Below are 15,491 nucleotides of genomic sequence, written 5' to 3'. Positions count from 1 at the left end.
CACACCCCATCCAGTTAGCAAAGAAAGGGCTCTCCAGTAAACAGGGGTTTATACCAGTGTCCCCAGCAGCAAAGAAGTTTCAATAGTATCGTAGACAGAGAATGCCCACTTCCTGTATCATCTGTGCAGTTTCGCACTCACTCATCCCTGGTCGTGCCCACAATACAAAAACTTGAAGAGGAGGATGCATGAACATCAAGCCCCGTCTGTTTTTGCGTCTTTGTCTAATCCTGGTTTTGTTGGCATCGGTAGCAATCTGTATGCAGAGTCCCCCAGTCAAGGCAGACCAGCCCGAAGCCCGATTGATAATAAATGAGGTGATGAGCAACCCCATAACTGACTGGAATCATGATGGCGTCGTCAACAGAGGAGACCAATGGGTGGAACTCTACAGAGATGGTGGCAGTTATGTAGACCTTGACGGATGGATCATCGATGATGGCCCTGGCGGGTCATTACCCTACCGCTTCGACTCCTTCAGCACAGAGTGGAGATATATAGTCGTATTCTCGAGTCAGACTCTTATAGATTTCGGCCAAGCTGGAGATGTTGTTCGGATCTATAAGCCCGACGGCTCACTGTCCGACGAATTAGAAGTGCCCGAAATGCAGGACGATAGCTCGGCATCCCGTTATCCTGATGGCTCAGATAGCATACGAGTGGACCTTGTCCCTACGCCCCTCTATCCCAATGGCAGCAGAGGCGTAATAACACCCCCTACTCCCACCCCTGATCCCACCCCGACACCCGAGTCGATGACCATAGATAGCGCCAGAAGGTCCCCCGCAGGCAAGTTAGTGCAGATCAGGGGCACGGTAACAGCCCCTCCTAACTCTGTCGGCAACAAGAGGATGTATGTCCAGGATTATACAGGTGGAGTCCTGGTGCTTACAGCCTCGAGTATCACGGGCATAGCGACAGGGCAGGAAGTCATAGTTACTGGGACTATGGGTACTTACTATGGTGAAATAGCCCTGAGACCCGTAGATGGTGGTATAAAGCTTACTGGCCAGAGTTACGAAGTTTCACCCATGGACATAAGGGCCAGGGATATAGGCCCCAGGTTTGAAAGCAGGCTGGTAAGGCTCTCTGGCGAGGTCTCGGCCTCCAGCAAACCGGACTTAATGCTCGTCGATGGCAGTACGTCCATACCCGCCAGAGTACATATATCGAGCCCAAGCACAGTGTCCTGGCTGTCCCCTCAAAAAGGTGACCAACTACAGGTCACAGGTATATTGTCCTCCGTAAATGGGCGCTACAGGTTGGTCCCAAGGTTCAACTCCGACATCTCGATCACCAGGAGTGCGGATCTGCCAGAAAGCAAGCCCATCAACTACCTGCGAACCAACATCGCGTTCGCCAGGACGCTGTCCACAGATATTCCAGTAGAGGTAACCGGTATTGTCACAACACCCCCTAACTTGCTTGGCAAAGGCACTATGTATGTGCAAGATACCAGCGCAGGGATACTGGTCACTGGCAACCTTACCAGGCTGCATCCAGGTCAACAGGTTACGATCAGAGGAAGAACATCCATATACTACTCGCAGCATCGAATCGAGGCAGACAAGATAGAACCGTCTCAAACTTACACGCAAGTCATGCCTAGAGATATATCTCCAGTCGATGTAGGACCATCTACCGAAGGACTCCTGGTTAGACTGTCAGGCGCGGTATCAGGGTCTAGCTGGCCATCAATCTACCTGAATGGTGGGGCTACCAGGATATATTTCGCAGATGGTACCAGGATCAAAAATCCCAAGGCAGAGGCGGGCGACTACCTGACAGTCGTTGGTATAGTGAGCCGATGGAACGATAACTACAGAGTAATGCCGAGATTTGCATCCGACATCATACTCAGCAAAACCATCCAGAACACTCAGTGGCTGGACACCACGCTGGGCGCTCTGCGTTCCTTGCCAATGGGCACAAGAGTGAGGTTTACGGCCCAGGTCACAGCGCCTCCAGGATCGCTTGGAGAAGAGAGAATGTACGTTGGATCCGGTGGACTTGGCATAGCTCTACACCTCACAAACGACAAGTATCCTAAGCTTATCGAGGGAGATGTTGTGCAGGTCCAGGGCGTACTGGACACCTACCATAAAGAGAGGATAGTCAGGCTCGAGAGCGGCAGTGATATAACGCGCTTATCTGTAGGAGCTCCCGTACAGCCTGTCAGGGTCTCAACCAGCAAGATAGGGCGTGATCTCGAAGGAGCTTTGGTCACGATTGCTGCCCCTATCACCGCACGCTCATGGCCCAGCCTCTATATGAACGACGGCTCTGGAGAGGTGGTGGTCAAAATAGACGAAGGAACCGGCATACCCAGATTCGAAGGGGGCAAACATGACTTCGCACAGATCACCGGAATAGTATCCCGCTGGGATGATACCTGGAGATTGCTACCCAGGAAAGCCAGCGACATACAGATCGTCACTATCCCCAAGGGAATGCCCGCTACGGGGCAGGGGGGCAGTCGTAGCTAACCCAAACACACAGGCAGGTGGGTAGATAATTCCCACCTGCCTGTGAACCAATTAGGGTTCTACCTGGTTCTTGCGTTCACGTTGAAGTAATCGGCAAGCACGTTCTTTACTACCGGTGCAGCGATCACGGATCCCTCGCCCGCGTTCTCGGCAAGGGCTACAACCGTGATCGAGGGTTTATCAGCAGGAGCATAGGCAGCAAACCAGGCAAACGGCAGCTTCTCGTCCTGCTGCCCGGTACCGGTCTTGCCAGCCACAGGGATCGGGAAGTCCTTGAACACATAGTAAGCTGTACCAACCTGCGAAGAGGTCACATCCTTCAGGGCTCTATGGATTACATCCATCGTTTCCTGGCTGACCGGGGCACGCCCGAGAACAGTAGGCTTGTACTTCTTGATTATTTTGCCGCTGCCGTCACCAGCAACTATCCTGTCTATGAGAAGCGGTTTATAGATAGTTCCACCGTTAGCGATGGTGGAATAAACCATCGCCACCTGTAAAGGCGACACGTTGAGCGCACCCTGACCAATAGCCAGGTTGACGTTATCGCCAGGCCCCCAACCCGGGTAGGGGACACCTGGCCCCGGCACCTGTCCCGAAGCATTCACCACACCGTCAACATCTGGTGATCTACCTAACCACCACTTCTTGGCAAACTCAGAAAGGTAATCAAACCTCTTCTTGTATAGCGCCAGGCCAACCTCGTAGAAGACTATATCGCAGCTCTGCACAAGACCACTTTCCAGGCTTATCCAGCCGTGTCCTCCTGGCTTCCAGTCCCTTCTGGGGGGGTTCTCCCCCAGCTTGTTCCAGTAACCAGGGTCGTAGAACATGCTAGTAGGCTTGTATATACCAGCCTCAAGCGCTGCCGCCAGAGATATCGGCTTGAAAGTTGAAGCCATGGGGTAAGAGGACCCTGTAGCTCTGTTGATCAGCGGATAGCCTGAGCTCTTACGATTGAGAGCCTCCCATTCTTTCTGGGATATACCTACTACAAAATCGTTGGGATCGTATGAGGGCTCACTTACTAGCGCAAGAATATCGCCATTGTTGGGGTTCATAGCTACGATAGCTCCTCGGTATCCTCCCTTGGAGAGCTCCTGCTCAGCCTGTATCTGTAGGTCCAAGTCAATATTCAGGTAGATGTCATCCCCAGGGACTGCCCTGACCTCCTTTATGACCTTCACTATCTCGCCGTCAGGAGTGACGACTGCGAGCTTGCCACCAGGTTTGCCACGCAGGTAAGGCTCGCCCCAGGCCTCCAATCCGGCTCGACCTACCACATCGGTAGGAGAGTAGTCCTTATATTCCGGCTTCTTGAGATCCTCTGCGGTAATAGCTCCGACGTAACCTATCACTTGAGCCAATATAGGACCTTGTGGATACTCCCTGCCTACCCTCTCTTGGAAGGCAACACCAGGAATATCACCGACCTGCTTTTGCAGCTGCGCCGCCTGTTGCTTGGTGAGATCCCTGATCGGCATGAACCAGTCAGGCTGTCCTCCCTGATAACGGGACTTTATGTAATCCTCAGATACACCAAGCGCCTGGCTAAGCCTTTGAAGGAGCACCTTCTCATTCTTTATCTGACCCGGCACCACCCCTATCTGGGCTATAGTACCCTCTATTGCTAACGGCCTCCCCTTGCGGTCGTAGATGCTCCCTCTGGGTGCTGAATAGGGGAACATCCTTATAAGGTTGTCGCCGCTCAGGTCCTTGAATATCATGTTGGGTCCCCATTGGACCTTCCAAACGCCATCCTCCTTGACAAGGGTGAGGAGATTCTGCTCCTTGATATCTCCCACAAGGCGGGTATGAATGGTCACGTTAAATGGGAACCTGATTATGTTGCCGTTGCCAGCATTTATAGCATCTGAGGTATTGAGAGACGCATCCACAGATTGGATAGTAGCCATGGCAGCTATCTGCTGATAGCGGGTCACGAAGTATTGGCGATCGTACTGCTTCTGAGATTCGTCCGACAGAAGCTTGTACATGTCACTATAGCTACCTGCCTCCCAGTTAGCGATATACGCCTTGGCGGTCTCCACCGGAGACTTCGAGGGGGTAGATGTGGCCGTCGGCTTGGGTTGAGAAGTAGGCGTGGCTTCAGGAGTCACCACCGCAGTAGGTGGCACGTTATTGTTAGGAGAGGGGCTTGTAACTGTCGTCGGTCTAGATGTGGGTTGAGCAGCGATATTGGATGTAGGTGTAGCCTGCGGGGAGGCGCCTCTTAGCCCTATGTTGGACAGGATATTATTTCCTGCCCTGGTCGTATAGAGCAAGGAGCCAACGAGGATAACTACCACCAGAGCTATCGCCAGTATCCGTAGCCTCCTGGCCCTCCTCCGACGCCTATAACCCGAATATCTACCGTATCGGTACATTAGACCTCCTCTCCAATTATGTTCTGTTCCCTAAATGATAACAGACCAGGCACAACACTTCAGCTAGACAGTTCGTAAGCACCGAAGTATCATTATCCTGAGTCCTGCTATTATTCAATAAGGAGATATTATGTCAGCCAGAGAGCTTGCAGAGGTCATAAAACAGAATGTTCGAAGAGTCCTTGTGGGCGCCGATAAACCTACTGAGATGCTGCTGGTAGCGCTTGTTGCACAAGGACACGTGTTGATCCAGGATGTGCCTGGAGTCGGGAAGACAACTCTGGCGCGCGCCTTGGCCAAGTCCATCGATACCTCATTTAGTCGTATACAATTCACCCCTGACTTGCTTCCTTCAGATATCACCGGAGCCTACTATTACAACCAAAGGGAATCCCAATGGTTACTGCGCGAGGGCCCAATCTTCGCTGGTATCGTCCTGGCGGATGAGATCAACCGAGCAGCACCCAGAACCCAGTCGGCTCTGCTTGAGGCCATGCAGGAGGGACAGGTCACCATAGAAGGGGAAACCAGAGATTTGCCTTCTCCCTTTCTGGTAATAGCCACCCAGAACCCTATAGAGCTGGAGGGTACATTTCCTCTTCCCGAAGCTCAACTTGACCGCTTCCTTCTCAGGATATCCATGGGCTATCCGTCCAGAGAGGACGAGAAAAGGGTCTTGCTGACCCATTCCCCACAGAGCATCAGACATATCGAGCCTGTTACATCCACACGACAGATCTTGGACGCCACCGAAGAGGCAACTGCAGTCACGGTCGAGGAATCGATAGCTGAATATATAGTAGACCTAATAAGAGCCACCCGAGAGCATCCAGCAGTGCAACTGGGAGGAAGTCCAAGAGCCGGTACAGCACTCCTGCGGGCATCACGAGCTCTAGCTGCGCTCAGAGGCAGAGATTACGTCCTCCCAGACGACGTAAAGGAGCTAGCAGTACCAGTGCTGGCACACAGATTAGTTCTCACTCAGGAGTCGATGCTTCGTGGGCGAAGCGCAGAGGAAATACTGCAGGAGATAATCGAGCAAATACAGGTGCCCGTAGAGGCGGAAGCATAGGTCGTTATGCAGGAAAGACACCACGTCTACTGGCTAATATGCGGTCTGGTCTTGCTCCTTGGAGGAGCTATAGGCCGCAACATAGTGATCACCACACTGGGATTGGTGCTGGTCGGCACTGTAGGAGTCTCCTGGCTATGGTCTCGGTACGCACTCCGAGGAATAAGATTCCACAGGAAGGTCTTGAATCCCAAAATCTTCCCTGGGGAAAGCACCGAGATAGAGATGGAGGTCACCAATCTCAAACCACTCCCCATACCCGAGCTACGTATCCGTGAATACCTAGACAGATCACTGATTCCCTCGGGGACCACCAGCAGGGGGCCCTACGGCTCGAACGTACATATATGGCACCACGTATCGATAGGACCTCTAGAAAAGGTCAGGTGGCGTTACAAAGTGACGTGTACTCGCAGAGGATATTACAGAGTTGGCCCCATACTGATGAAGACCAGTGATCCTCTTGGATTCTTTGACAGTGAATCGCACGTTCCTGCCACTAGCAGAATACTTGTGTACCCAAGGTTGGTGCCTATCGAGCAGCTAGCACCCCAGTACAGGCTGCCGTTTGAAGGGAGCAAGACCACACCTGGTGTCATAGTAGACCCTAGCAACGTGGTCGGTGCAAGACCCTTCGTGCCCGAAGACACCAGGAGGCAGATCCACTGGAGAGCCACGGCCAGAAGCAGCCAATTGCAATCCAAGATCTGGAGGCCACTGCAGGCGCACAGCATGGTCATATGCCTCAATCTGGAGGGGACGACGGTTCCATGGGTACCTCCGGATATCGATAGTGTGGAGCTGGGCATAAGCGTGGCTGCAACACTCATAAATCAGGCCAGCCAATCCCGCTGGGCATGCGGGCTGATAGTCAACAGCCTTCATCCGGGCACATGGAACCCCGTAAACATCAGACCGTCACGAGACCAGAAAGCTTTCATGAACATGATGGAGATACTTGCCAAAATCCCAGCACATGAGAGCATGAAATTTACAGATGTTCTGGCTCGCGAGCGTCGCCAGTTCCCACAGGAGGCAATAATCGTAGTCATAACCTGCGTGATGACTCCGGGGATTGAAGAGCAGATCCACATCAATCGAGCGCTTGGGAGAGAGGTTATAGTTATAGATCCCAAGCTGGCGGTCACCAATAGCAAGCAGGCTGCAGCCTCTGCAATTACCGAGAACGTGAGGCAGGATTAGAGTATGCTCAGTCAGATCATAGCCCCCAAAAACTGGGTAATAGTTCTGTTGACAGGATCGGAATCTTGCTTGCTTTACCTCGCGATGCTGGTCTTCTCATCTGAGCCTCGCTTTGTTCCACCTATGATATGGATGTGGCTCCTGGGTGTGATCGCCTACTTTATACCTAGACTTTTTCAGGGTCGTAGCCACGAATTGTATGCAGGCATGACAATTAGTTGCTTCCTGGCAACTAGTGTGCTCTCAGTGAAATACCTATGCTACCCCCAGATCGCTTGGAGCGACGCCGACTGGATAAGGGACTACCTGCTTTCGCTGCTGGGCGAGGGGAATCTGTCTGTTCATAATCCGGGATTCGTATCCCTGGCAAGCATCATCATCTGGTTACGGCAGGTACTAAGGAACACTCCAGATTCCGAAGATATCGAGTACTATCTGCGCATTGCCGTCATACCCATCTCAATTCTCACTGTTATAGGGATAGGAAGACTAGGCAATAACCCCAGCGTTACATCGCTGATAGTACTATCCCTGGCAGGATGTTATACCTTGGGCATAGCATCCTTAGCCGTAAGCAACTCCTTCCGCCAGGAAGGCGAAGAGCTTATCGGCAAAGGGATCGTAGGAAGATGGCTAATCTCCTCCCTATTCCCAATAGCCATCCTGGCACTTCTAGGCATAGGCTTATCCCTGCTGCTGTACTCACCACAGACATCGCTGATAGACATCCTGTTGAAGATTGTCTCTACTATCTTGGGATGGATATTGCTCATCATTAGCCTGATAGTTCAATTGATCCTGGTACCAGTAATCTACCTCATAGCCAAGATCTTTGAGCCAGCGTTGAACAGGCTGAATCTGAACCCTCTACCCGAACGACCTCCCAGGAACGCTCAGGAAGACCTCGAACGTATCATCAGGCAACGCGGTGAGGGATTACCCCAGCACACGCTCGAGATCGCGCTGATAGTGGGTGTACTGCTGATAGTCCTGTTTCTGTTGATCAGGCACAGGCCATCCCGAGATAAACTTACCAAGGCAAGCGTACAAAGAGAGCACGCTTACGGAGACCTGGAACTGGGGAAGACCCTGCGTAACCTGCTGGCAAGGTTGGCCAGGCGGGGTAAAAAGATGGCCACAGATCCTCTTATGTTCCTCCTCAGAGACTCCAGATGGCGTTACACTGCCGAGGTAAGAAGAACATACCGGGAAGTACTAGGGCTCTACCGGGAAATAGGCAAACCCAGGCTGCCCTACGAAACCCCATTGGAACATAGCACTCATCAAGGGCTATCCTCGCTTGTAGAGCTAGCTGACCTCTACGATCTGGCCAGGTACAGCCGAAAGCCATTGACCGCACAGGATGCTGCAAGAGCTAGAGAACTTGCAGAGGAGATAAGAAGTAAGCTAAGGGTTGAAACCAACTCATCTTCTAGCCACAGATGAGCTGCTGATGCAGGACGTGAAACGCGACTACAGCCAACGCCACGTGAACGTTCAAGGACTTTATCTTGCCATACATAGGGATGTACACAGCGTTGTCACAGACCGATAGAGTCCTGGTCGTAACTCCATGGTACTCATGCCCTACAACCAGGCATACTCTGTCCGGATACTTCAAGGAATAATAAGGGACTGCTCCCTCAGCCACCTCGATAGCACAGGCCATGTATCCCATCCCTTTGAGCTCAACTAGAGCCTCGTCAGCATGCTCCACATACCGCCATGGGATACGCCTGTGCGCTCCTCTGCCAACACCAGCGATGGTTGAATCAGGAGGAGTCGGCGTCTTACCAGTTAGTATTATCTCCGAGGCCTCGCACCCATCAGCTATGCGAAAAGCAGCGCCCACGTTAACCGGGTCTTCCAGATCCTGTAGCAGGAAAACCAGGTCTACCTCTGGGCGCTGCACGCCTCTCAGGAAATCCTTCAATGCCTTCGCCTTCAGCTGGCGTAACCTGGGCTTGTCGCTCATGACTTATCCAGACCCCACAATACAAGAAAGTTGCTGGGCTGATCACTAGCGATAGGCTCCAGCAACTTTCTTGCTAACAGATATACTGACTCGGCTTTTATAGACTATTGCTCCTGGGACTCTGCCTCCGCAACTGTAGGACGCTCCTCAGCTGGAATCGTCACGGGTGTACCACCACCCCTACCAGCCTGACGCCTCTCCAGCCTGCGCATGAAGCGGTCTACCTGACCAGCAGTATCCACGATCCTTTGCTCGCCGGTGAAGAATGGATGGCACTTAGAGCAAAGGTCAACCCTTATATTGGGCTTGGTGGACCTGGTCTTCCAGGTATTTCCACAAGAGCAGTGAACTGTTGCTTCTACGTACTGAGGATGAATGTTTGGCTTCATAACTACACACCTATTGCTTCTTGATAAACTACTGAGCCAGAGGTACTACACTGACCTTCTTCTGAGTCTTGGAGTAGGGGGTGAACTTTACGGTCCCCTCTACCAGGGAGAAGATCGTATAGTCCTTACCAAGGCCCACGTTATCACCCGGCCTGATCTTGGTACCCCTCTGGCGAACTATGATCATGCCAGGCTTGACATACTCACCATCGAACTTCTTGACGCCCAGGTACTTAGGATTGCTATCTCGACCGTTTCTAGAGCTTCCAACACCCTTCTTATGAGCCATCTGTGCCTCACCTCACTTTCTAGGCAACTATTTCGTCTATCTTTACTCTGGTGTAGTTCTGCTTGTGGCCTGCCCGCCTGCGATAACGCTTCTTAGCCTTGAACTTGAAAATCCTGATCTTAGGTCCCCTCTCCTGATCCAGGACGGTAGCCTTTACGAGAGCCCCCTCTACTGTAGGGGTCCCAACTTTGACGTTCTCGCCATCGGCAACCAGAAGCACGTCATCGAACTGAACGGCCTGGCCAGCCTCTGCAGGCAACTTCTCCACACTAAGCTGATCACCAACAGCTACCTTATACTGCTTGCCGCCGGTGCGAATTACAGCGTACAATTACTATCCCTCCGTCGAGATGGTAAGAAGCTTTCAAATGAGCAAACAACAAAAAGCAGGGCAAAATGCCTTGCCCTGGCGACTGCTAATTATAACAACTATCTCTCGCTAGCGTCAAAATCGTCACTTATATCCTTGCGCTTCACCAAAGCCCAAACCATGCTCAAAAGAGCAAATATGCTTATGGCGACCGCTCCCGGCTCTCCGTACTTGCCCCCTATGCGAGCTATGCGTCCCCATGGCAGGTTAGGAAATTTCAGGCGCCCCAAAGTATATAGGGCTTTATAGATCTCATATCTGCTTATCTTGCTCTTGCCCGCTATCCTGTCCACGAAGATTATGGGCAACTCAACCACCCGCATGCGCTGCGTTTCTACCTTGTAGAGCATCTCTATAAGGAAGCTATACCCACTGGAAAGGATGGTATCAGGATCTACCCTTATAAGAGTCTCTCTTCTATAGCACCTGAAACCTGCGGTGCAGTCATGAGCAGAAAGTCCCAGTACCGTCCTGGCCAGCCAGTTAGCGAAGCCGCTTATAAACCTGCGGTGCACCGGCCAACCGGAAGTACCACCTCCTGGCACATAACGAGAACCTATGACCAGATCTGCCGAAGCAGCGAGCTCAAGCATCTTCGGCAAATAGCACGGCTGATGGGAGAAGTCCGCGTCCATGGTTATTATGTATCGGTAATCCCTGTCTAGTGCGAACTTGAAGCCAGCCCGATATGCGGTACCTAGACCAAGCTTTCTGCTTCTCTGCATGAGATGCACCTGAGGGTGTTCTCTCTGGAGAGCCTTTACGACCTCGGCGGTACCATCAGGGCTGTTATCATCTATTACCAGGATATCGAAATCATCACTTTGAGCCAGGATCTCGTTTATTAGATTACCTATGTTGTCACGCTCGTTGTAACATGGCACTATAACGAGCGCTGGCCTGATACTTTTCAAGTCCTTCGCAACTCCTTGCAAGAGTTAGTAGATCACAGAATACAACAATACCTCTAATAGCATAAAATCAGCCACAGATGGAACCACAAATTCAAGGCTGAAGCAATTTGACCATCTAGGCAACCCTTTGTCAAGGGCTTGCGCACTACTTGTAGGTTATAATGCGGCTCGAACATGAGACTTCATTTGGGAGGTTAGGGAGATGTATGTAATTGTGCTGGCAGGTGGCGGTGGGACTCGACTATGGCCCCACAGCAGATCCAATAACCCCAAGCACCTGCTAAGGCTGGTAAAGTCGGATACTACTATGATCCAGGAAACGGTCAGAAGGATTTTGCCGCTTACATCCCCGGACAAGATCCTGGTGGTCACTAACCACAAACACGCAGATGAGGTAAGAAAGCAGCTTCCTGAGATCCCTCATGATAACGTGCTGGAAGAACCAGTCGGGCGTAACTCAGGACCAGCCGTCGGCTACGGAGCGCTGCATGTGGCCCATGTTGACCCTGAGGCAGTTATTCTGACCTGCCCAGCAGATCACGTGATACTCAAGGAGGAAGAGTTTCGTTCTGCCGTAAAGGCGGCTGCTCAGGTAGCCCTCGATAACTACCTGGTCACCATGGGCATATCTCCAGGCTATCCGGATACAGGCTACGGTTACATGGAGCTGGGAGAAGAGATAAAGCAAGTCGATGGCTATAAAGTCCACAGGGTGCTCAGGTTCACTGAGAAGCCCGACCTGCAGACAGCCACCGAATATGTGAACAGCGGCAGGTTCGTATGGAATAGCGGCATGTTCATCTGGAAAGCCTCGGTGATCCTCGAAGAGATCTCCAAATACATGCCCAATCTGCACGCGGCACTCCAAAAGATCAAGGATGTAGTAGGAACTCCAGAAGAACGCCATGTAGTTAATGAACTGTGGCCACAGCTGGAGGATCTCAGCATCGACTATGGAGTGCTTGAGAAATCTGACAGAGTGGTTACCATACCTGTAGATATAGGCTGGAGCGACGTAGGTGACTGGGGAGCACTCGCGGAGATCCTCGAAAAGGACGAGAATGGGAACTCCCTAATAGGGGATGTTATGACGTTCGACACCCGAAATTCATTAATATATAGCTCTGGATGTCTGGTAACCACAATCGGACTGGAGGACATGATAGTGGTATCGACTGGAGATGCCGTGCTAGTGTGTCCAAAGAGCAGGGCTGAGGAGGTGCGCAAGATAGTTAACAAGCTGAGGGAGATGGGCAGAGATACCCACCTGTAGGAGTTCTACTATTGGCATAATTGCTGCTCTCGGCGTGTTATAAAGTCGGATGATATATTCATCCTTGACATTGCGATTACCTGAGTACTAAGCTTGTGATCCAGTTCGAAAAACATTAAGTTCGAATAAATAGAGGTAATCCTTAGAGGTTGATAGAGCATGGCAAACAAACTAGTAATAGTTGAGTCGCCTACCAAGGCCAAGACGATCAGCAGATATTTGGGCAGAGGCTACTCGATCAAAGCCTCTATGGGGCACGTCCGAGACCTCCCCAAGAGCAAGCTGGGAGTAGATACCGAGCACGACTTCCAGCCACAGTACCTCATACCCAGAGATAAATCAAAGACAGTTAAAGAGCTCAAGGAGAGCGTGGCCTCGGCACGAGAGGTGTATCTAGCAACTGACCCCGATCGTGAGGGGGAAGCTATCGCCTGGCATCTGATACAGGCCACTGGTATGGACACTAGCAAAGCCCGAAGAGTCGTATTTCACGAGATAACACCAGATGCAGTACGCAACGCCATGGCTAATCCTCGCGAGATCGACATGAGGCTCGTAGATGCTCAGCAAGCTCGAAGAGTCCTTGACCGACTTGTCGGCTACAATATCAGCCCTCTTCTATGGAAGAAGGTCAAGAGAGGACTATCGGCAGGAAGAGTACAATCAGTGGCCCTGAGACTGGTAGTTGATCGTGAGCGAGAGATCCAGTCCTTTGTGCCAGTAGAATACTGGACCATCTCTGCCGACCTTGCCAAGCAACCAGCGAAGGGCAGGAAGCCGAGTCGGAAGGATCAGTTCAGGGCCTTACTGGTAAGGATCAACGACGAGAAAGTAGAGATCTCCAACGAGGAGCAGGCCAGGGCGATAATCGAGGCTCTGGAAGGTGCCACGTACAAGGTACTTGAAGTCAAGCAGCGGGAGATCCAAAGAAAGCCCGCGCCTCCCTTTATCACCAGCACCATGCAACAGGAGGCATCCAGGAAACTTAATTTCAACGCCCGCCGAACCATGAGCGTGGCCCAGAGTCTATACGAAGGAGTATCACTGGGCGATGAGGGTGATGTCGGTCTAATAACTTATATGAGGACCGACAGTACCAACGTGGCTACTGTGGCTCAGGAAGAAGCCAGGCAGGTCATTGCCCAGTTGTTTGGGGACAAGTATCTCCCTGAAAAGCCGCCGGTATACACCAAAAAGGCCAAGAACGCTCAAGAAGCACACGAGGCCATAAGGCCCACCAGCGTCAAGAGGCATCCTGATGCCATAAAGCAGTACCTTACATCTGACCAGTACAAGCTCTACAAGCTTATATGGCAGAGGTTTATAGCCAGCCAGATGGCCAACGCAATAATAGACGGCACCACCGTCGATATAGCAGCAGAACCCAGGAGCGGTGGAGCCCCCTATATCTTCAGAGCTACAGGCTCGGTAATAAAGTTCGATGGCTTTTTGGTAGTGTACCAGGAAGGCAAGGACGACGATCAGGAAGAGGAGCTGGGCAGTAAGGCTCTGCCTCCTATGACAGAGGGAGAGGTGCTGAACCTGATACAACTGTTGCCTGAGCAGCACTTCACACAACCTCCCCCGAGATATACCGAGGCATCGCTGGTGAAGGCTCTGGAGGAACAGGGTATAGGGAGACCTAGCACCTATGCCATAATCCTCTCCACGCTGCAGGAAAGATACTACGTGGTCAAAGACGGCAAAGCATTAGTACCAACGGAGCTGGGTATGCTCGTCAACGACCTGCTGGTCGAGCACTTCCCGGACATAGTCGACGTAAACTTTACATCTCAGATGGAAGAGGAGCTAGATGATATAGCCTCCGGAGAGCGCGCATGGGTGCCGGTGATTAAGGAATTTTATGGGCCGTTCGAGCGCAAGGTGCGCATAGCGGAAGAAGAGATGCAGAAGGTTGACATTCAGGACGAACCGGCAGGCGAAAACTGTCCCAACTGCGGCAGACCCATGGTCTTCAAGATGGGCAGATATGGCAAGTTTATAGCCTGCTCTGGTTTCCCTGAGTGCCGTACGACCAAGGCCATAGTCAACCGCACAGGGGTGCAGTGCCCAGCCTGTCGGCAGGGAGAACTGGTTGAGAGGCGTTCCCGCAAAGGCAGGAGATCTATCTTCTATGCATGCGACAGGTATCCAGATTGTGAGTTCACGATAAGCGCCAAACCCCTTCCACAGCCCTGCCCGGCCTGCGGTGGCCTCCAGGTCGAAGATGGCAAGAACGGGCAAAAGTGCATCAGGTGCGACGGGCAGGGAAATATACTGCAGAAAAGCGCTTAGAGAAAGTAATTGGAGGCCGTTATGGCCTCCAATTACTTTACAAATAACTCTCCAGATCAGGAGAGTAGGCAGCGTACAACTTACCCAGCTAGCCCCAAAGAGTCCTAATGCAGGGAATTAGGCTGTGTCTGCGGGCACTTCCACCCTCTCGAGCCTTACCCCAGCATTTTCCTGGGATGTAGCCTGCTCGCCCTGTTCCACAGTTTGCTGGCTTCCCCTCACACTGCGAACGGCCTTAGGAAGTAGTGCCACGAGCAATAGCCCAGTGGCCATCCCCGAGCCCAACATCAAGAATCTGCGGGATGTGCTGATCCCCTGCTTGCTCAAGTTCAGGGACTGCAGTTTGTGCAATATCTCCTCGTTTCTTTGAGCAACGCTCTTTATAATAGCCTCCTGCCTGGATTGTAGGGCTTCCATAACCACCTGGATCTTATCTTCAGGGATATCGAATGTCTCGTTTCTCCACACAACTTCAGGTATAGGAATGGAGATCTTAGCCATAGCTCACTCCTCTATACTAGATAATGCACTTCCAGCAAGGCATGGTATAAGAATAAAACAATCTCTCCCTTATGACAAATCCTGCTTCCTGCATTGATCTGGTAAATAAGCCCTATGTTTGGCCTAACGCCCATCCTAAGGATTAATCGACCTTAGAACATCTGACTGAAGGTGCCAACAAGTAACAAGTGGGATTATCTCAGTGCCTGTTTTTATTTATGTGATTAACGCTAGTCTAATTGATAATTACAAACTTAGATATTGACAATATTACGCATACGTACATCGCAATGTAAATAACTCGTTATTTTAGTGTATAAGGAAGAATGAAATGTTA

The 15,491-nt window shown here is 51.5% G+C and carries 13 protein-coding genes; 6 read left to right on the top strand and 7 right to left on the bottom strand.

Features of this window, described 5'->3' with window-relative positions; all coding sequences use genetic code 11:
- The first annotated feature begins 188 nt into the window (after window positions 1-188).
- On the top strand, window positions 189-2,486 hold the full coding sequence (locus TTER_RS02460; protein ID WP_012874452.1) for a lamin tail domain-containing protein: 2,298 nt from the start codon (window positions 189-191) through the stop codon (window positions 2,484-2,486).
- A 59-nt stretch (window positions 2,487-2,545) separates the two neighbouring features.
- Here the strand turns inward: TTER_RS02460 and mrdA are convergent, their stop codons facing one another.
- Window positions 2,546-4,873 (bottom strand): penicillin-binding protein 2, encoded by a 2,328-nt coding sequence (gene mrdA / locus TTER_RS02455; RefSeq protein WP_012874451.1) that lies wholly within the window; start codon window positions 4,871-4,873, stop codon window positions 2,546-2,548.
- Between the two features lie 130 nt (window positions 4,874-5,003).
- On the opposite strand from mrdA, the gene TTER_RS02450 reads away from it, so the two are divergent.
- From TTER_RS02450 to TTER_RS02440, 3 genes are read left to right on the top strand one after another with little or no spacing between them, the layout of a single operon-like run.
- A complete protein-coding gene (locus TTER_RS02450; RefSeq protein WP_012874450.1) occupies window positions 5,004-5,945 on the top strand; it encodes an AAA family ATPase in 942 nt (313 codons plus the stop codon).
- Between the two features lie 6 nt (window positions 5,946-5,951).
- Entirely contained in the window at window positions 5,952-7,148 is a 1,197-nt protein-coding gene (locus tag TTER_RS02445; protein WP_012874449.1) for a DUF58 domain-containing protein, read from the top strand.
- 3 nt (window positions 7,149-7,151) lie between these two features.
- On the top strand, window positions 7,152-8,594 hold the full coding sequence (locus TTER_RS02440; RefSeq protein ID WP_012874448.1) for a DUF4129 domain-containing protein: 1,443 nt from the start codon (window positions 7,152-7,154) through the stop codon (window positions 8,592-8,594).
- On the opposite strand, the gene TTER_RS02435 is transcribed toward TTER_RS02440, so the two are convergent.
- From TTER_RS02435 to TTER_RS02415, 5 genes are all read right to left on the bottom strand, one after another.
- Window positions 8,581-9,123 carry an RNA methyltransferase gene (locus TTER_RS02435; RefSeq protein WP_012874447.1) on the bottom strand — a complete coding sequence of 181 codons (543 nt, stop codon included), beginning with the start codon at window positions 9,121-9,123 and terminating at the stop codon, window positions 8,581-8,583. The two genes, TTER_RS02440 and TTER_RS02435, sit on opposite strands and share 14 nt — an antisense overlap.
- Window positions 9,124-9,227: 104 nt before the next feature.
- A complete protein-coding gene (gene rpmE, locus TTER_RS16185) occupies window positions 9,228-9,512 on the bottom strand; it encodes a 50S ribosomal protein L31 (protein WP_012874446.1) in 285 nt (94 codons plus the stop codon).
- Window positions 9,513-9,540: 28 nt separating this feature from the next.
- Window positions 9,541-9,801: a 50S ribosomal protein L27 gene (rpmA, locus tag TTER_RS02425; RefSeq protein ID WP_012874445.1), complete on the bottom strand. Its 261-nt coding sequence runs from the start codon at window positions 9,799-9,801 to the stop codon at window positions 9,541-9,543.
- Window positions 9,802-9,820: 19 nt separating this feature from the next.
- Entirely contained in the window at window positions 9,821-10,132 is a 312-nt protein-coding gene (gene rplU, locus TTER_RS02420) for a 50S ribosomal protein L21 (RefSeq protein WP_012874444.1), read from the bottom strand.
- Window positions 10,133-10,230: 98 nt separating this feature from the next.
- Entirely contained in the window at window positions 10,231-11,085 is an 855-nt protein-coding gene (locus tag TTER_RS02415; protein ID WP_012874443.1) for a polyprenol monophosphomannose synthase, read from the bottom strand.
- 202 nt (window positions 11,086-11,287) lie between these two features.
- On the opposite strand from TTER_RS02415, the gene TTER_RS02410 reads away from it, so the two are divergent.
- Window positions 11,288-12,358, top strand: a complete 1,071-nt coding sequence (locus TTER_RS02410) for a mannose-1-phosphate guanylyltransferase (protein ID WP_012874442.1) — start codon at window positions 11,288-11,290, stop codon at window positions 12,356-12,358.
- 159 nt (window positions 12,359-12,517) lie between these two features.
- Window positions 12,518-14,653, top strand: a complete 2,136-nt coding sequence (topA, locus tag TTER_RS02405; RefSeq protein ID WP_012874441.1) for a type I DNA topoisomerase — start codon at window positions 12,518-12,520, stop codon at window positions 14,651-14,653.
- Between the two features lie 117 nt (window positions 14,654-14,770).
- Here the strand turns inward: topA and TTER_RS02400 are convergent, their stop codons facing one another.
- Window positions 14,771-15,154: a hypothetical protein gene (locus TTER_RS02400; protein WP_012874440.1), complete on the bottom strand. Its 384-nt coding sequence runs from the start codon at window positions 15,152-15,154 to the stop codon at window positions 14,771-14,773.
- Between the last annotated feature and the right edge of the window lie 337 nt (window positions 15,155-15,491).

The sequence above is a fragment of the Thermobaculum terrenum ATCC BAA-798 genome, from assembly GCF_000025005.1.
GTDB classification, from domain to species: domain Bacteria; phylum Chloroflexota; class Chloroflexia; order Thermobaculales; family Thermobaculaceae; genus Thermobaculum; species Thermobaculum terrenum.
This window is presented reverse-complemented; position numbering and strand designations above follow the sequence as displayed.

What these genes read in the sequence shown, in the direction of transcription:
- TTER_RS02460 (WP_012874452.1), top strand. Translation starts at nt 189, where the DNA reads ATGAACATCAAGCCCCGTCTGTTTTTGCGTCTTTGTCTAATCCTGGTT.
- mrdA (WP_012874451.1), bottom strand. Translation starts at nt 4,873, where the DNA reads ATGTACCGATACGGTAGATATTCGGGTTATAGGCGTCGGAGGAGGGCC.
- TTER_RS02450 (WP_012874450.1), top strand. Translation starts at nt 5,004, where the DNA reads ATGTCAGCCAGAGAGCTTGCAGAGGTCATAAAACAGAATGTTCGAAGA.
- TTER_RS02445 (WP_012874449.1), top strand. Translation starts at nt 5,952, where the DNA reads ATGCAGGAAAGACACCACGTCTACTGGCTAATATGCGGTCTGGTCTTG.
- TTER_RS02440 (WP_012874448.1), top strand. Translation starts at nt 7,152, where the DNA reads ATGCTCAGTCAGATCATAGCCCCCAAAAACTGGGTAATAGTTCTGTTG.
- TTER_RS02435 (WP_012874447.1), bottom strand. Translation starts at nt 9,123, where the DNA reads ATGAGCGACAAGCCCAGGTTACGCCAGCTGAAGGCGAAGGCATTGAAG.
- rpmE (WP_012874446.1), bottom strand. Translation starts at nt 9,512, where the DNA reads ATGAAGCCAAACATTCATCCTCAGTACGTAGAAGCAACAGTTCACTGC.
- rpmA (WP_012874445.1), bottom strand. Translation starts at nt 9,801, where the DNA reads ATGGCTCATAAGAAGGGTGTTGGAAGCTCTAGAAACGGTCGAGATAGC.
- TTER_RS02410 (WP_012874442.1), top strand. Translation starts at nt 11,288, where the DNA reads ATGTATGTAATTGTGCTGGCAGGTGGCGGTGGGACTCGACTATGGCCC.
- topA (WP_012874441.1), top strand. Translation starts at nt 12,518, where the DNA reads ATGGCAAACAAACTAGTAATAGTTGAGTCGCCTACCAAGGCCAAGACG.
- TTER_RS02400 (WP_012874440.1), bottom strand. Translation starts at nt 15,154, where the DNA reads ATGGCTAAGATCTCCATTCCTATACCTGAAGTTGTGTGGAGAAACGAG.